The sequence below is a fragment of the Hyphomonas sp. UBA3195 genome, from assembly GCF_002366485.1.
In the GTDB taxonomy this organism is placed as follows: Bacteria; Pseudomonadota; Alphaproteobacteria; order Caulobacterales; family Hyphomonadaceae; genus Hyphomonas.
The window spans coordinates 1-2,691 of the sequence record NZ_DEXB01000020.1 but is presented as its reverse complement, the minus strand read 5'-3'; the positions used below and the strand labels follow the sequence as shown (position 1 = coordinate 2,691).

Annotated in this window: 3 protein-coding genes; 2 read left to right on the top strand and 1 reads right to left on the bottom strand. The window is 61.8% G+C overall.

What is annotated here, in order from left to right; translation table 11 throughout:
* On the top strand, nucleotides 1-332 hold a 332-nt coding region (gene rplK, locus B2344_RS06665), incomplete at its 5' end, for a 50S ribosomal protein L11 (protein ID WP_290484879.1).
* A 5-nt stretch (nucleotides 333-337) separates the two neighbouring features.
* Nucleotides 338-1,039 (top strand): 50S ribosomal protein L1, encoded by a 702-nt coding sequence (rplA, locus tag B2344_RS06660; RefSeq protein WP_206992481.1) that lies wholly within the window; start codon nucleotides 338-340, stop codon nucleotides 1,037-1,039.
* 324 nt (nucleotides 1,040-1,363) lie between these two features.
* On the opposite strand, the gene B2344_RS06655 is transcribed toward rplA, so the two are convergent.
* Complete coding sequence (locus tag B2344_RS06655; protein ID WP_290482743.1) at nucleotides 1,364-2,056, bottom strand: hypothetical protein; 693 nt, start codon at nucleotides 2,054-2,056, stop codon at nucleotides 1,364-1,366.
* Nucleotides 2,057-2,691 lie beyond the last annotated feature (635 nt).

Here is a 2,691-nt window from a genome sequence, read left to right as displayed (position 1 = left end):
GTAAGGCGTTCAACGCCAAGACACAGAGCATGGAACAGGGCCTGCCCGTTCCCGTCGTGATCTCCTATTATCAGGACAAGTCCTTCACTTTCATCGTGAAGTCTCCACCGGCCACTGTGCTGCTGAAGAAGGCTGCCAAGCTGAAGCTCGGCAAGAAGCCTGCTTCCGGCGCCAACAAGCCCGGCTATGAGACGGTCGGCAAGGTCACCATGGCTCAGGTTCGCGAGATCGCGGAAATGAAGATGGAAGACCTGAACGCAAACGACCTCGACGCAGCCTCGAAAATCATTGCCGGTTCCGCCCGCGCAATGGGCATCGAAGTGACGGAGTAAGCATCATGGCGAAACCAGGAAAGCGTACCCGCGCAATCATCGAATCCGTGGATGCCGACAAGGCCTACACGATCACCGAAGCTGTTGCTCTGGTGAAATCGAATGCGAAAGCGAAATTCGACGAGACCGTCGAGATCGCCGTGAATCTCGGCGTTGACCCGAAATATGCAGACCAGATGGTCCGCGGTGTGGTCAACCTGCCATCGGGCACCGGCAAGGACGTTCGCGTCGCCGTGTTCGCAAAGGACGCCAAGGCGGACGAAGCCAAGGAAGCCGGAGCCGATTTCGTCGGCGCTGAAGACCTGATGGAAAAAATCCAGGGCGGCTTCATGGACTTTGATCGCGTCATCGCATCGCCAGACATGATGGCCGTTGTCGGTCGTCTCGGTAAGGTGCTCGGGCCCCGCGGCCTGATGCCGAACCCGAAAGTCGGCACGGTCACGCCAAACGTGGCGCAGGCCGTCAAGGACGCCAAGTCCGGCTCGGTCGAGTTCCGCGTCGAGAAGGCCGGGATCATCCATGCCGGTATCGGCAAGTCCAGCTTCTCCGAAGGCGACATCGAAACCAATGTCAAAGCCTTCCTTGATGCCCTGACCAAGGCACGCCCATCGGGCGCCAAAGGCCAGTTCGTTCGCAAGATCACCCTGTCGTCCACAATGGGCGCTGGCGTCACGATCGACACGGCCGAGGCCAACCAGACGGCTTAAGTCCGACATCGGATTGAGAGAGAGAACACAGTAAAGCCCGGCGCAGCGATGCGCCGGGCTTTTTCGTTTGGGATACAAATAGCCCCCATGGTCGCATCCCCGGCGCATGCCTGCATCAAGGTCAAAGCCGATCAGGCGCGCCTCGACATCGGTGAAGCGCAAGGAGGCGGAGATGTCTGAACAGCGCAGGCATGGGGCGCGGCTATAGCGCGCCCTTTCCAGGATGCGAACGCGACACTTGCACACGGGGGGTGAACCCGCAGCAGATGCGCCGCCGCCGGTGGGACCGGGGCGTTTGGTCAGGACTGGCGATGAGTGTGGGGGTCAGCTCGTATCCGAGCCAAGCGCCATCAGGACGAGGAGGTAGAGATCGGACAAGACCGGCACGGCTGGCTCCGTCTTTGCGATCTCAGCATGTTCCGGCGCGGGCGCGGCGGCGAGGGGGCTCAACCGCTTTGCGCCATTCGATGCCTGCCGGGCCATCCAGTGGGCCATGCGCATCGCATAAGTGTCGAGGTTGGCAAGGGCATCGGCGAGCGCCTGGGTCCGGCGGAGATAACGATCTTCGAAACCGGGCCTTGGGCGCGGGGGCTTGGGGGCCGCCTGGATGGGCGGAATGAAGGGCTGCGCCGTGTCATCCATCAGCGTTACGCGCGGGCATTCAGCCGGGGTGAGCAGGCGGCGCGGATCGCGGTCCTGTTCCGGTTCGATCAGGCGGAAGCGGGGCGCGCGCGGTTCGCGTTCCATCTCGGCAGAGGGGGCGGAGGCGGCCGGGCGCTTCGGGATTGCCGCAGGCGCCGGGGCGGGCGCATCCAGCCGCAGGGCCATGAGATAGATCACGCGGCGCAGCAAGTCTTCCACGAAGGGCAAGTCCTGCATGCCGCGCCGGGCGAGCGCGAGGCCGTTGCCCGCAAGCCTTGTCAGCGCGGCCACCATCTTGGCGGCGATCTCCAGCGCGACGGCTTCAAGCCGGTCCGGCTCAGCGGCCGTGGGGATAGGGTCGGGATGCGTTTCCATGCGGTGCAGTATCGCCCAGCCTCAGACGAGGGGGATGAGATTGGCGAACTATTTCGCAAGCGATTGATTTGATTGAGACGGAGGGTTGGGAGTTCGTCGGATAGGCAATGCTCGCTTGCGCGAAATCCTGATTCGTGATGAAGGAATTGCAGCGATCCGAATGCGGGCCCGGTTTGCCCGCCGGCATATTATCGGGCTGTTCCCGCAGGCCGCGATTGGCTTTCCAGCCCGCCCTTGACTTTTTATCACAATGGGGGGTTGCGGGTTTCCACAAGAAGCGTTAACAACCCGCTCTTGACGGGAGTTCTCTGATATGCATCGGGGACCTCCCGTTTTCCTGTCCTAGACCATAGGCCCCTCTTTTCAGGGGGATAAAGACAGTCTTCTGTCACCTATGCAGACGGGGTGAGGCGTATAAACGGTTCGGATACAAGGGGTTAGCACCCTGAGTTAAAAAACCGGGCAGGCCAATCCCTGGGCAGGCGCTGGAAGGCTGCAAGGCCAGAAGGCGATTACCAGGGCGGCCGGATGGTCCGGGCGCCTCAAACTGGAGACCCGCTATGGATAAAGCTGGAAAAACAGTGGCTCTCGAAACCCTCAAAGGGGTTTTCGGCGAGTCCGGTGCTGTCGTCGTG

What these genes read in the sequence shown, in the direction of transcription:
- rplA (WP_206992481.1), top strand. Translation starts at nt 338, where the DNA reads ATGGCGAAACCAGGAAAGCGTACCCGCGCAATCATCGAATCCGTGGAT.
- B2344_RS06655 (WP_290482743.1), bottom strand. Translation starts at nt 2,056, where the DNA reads ATGGAAACGCATCCCGACCCTATCCCCACGGCCGCTGAGCCGGACCGG.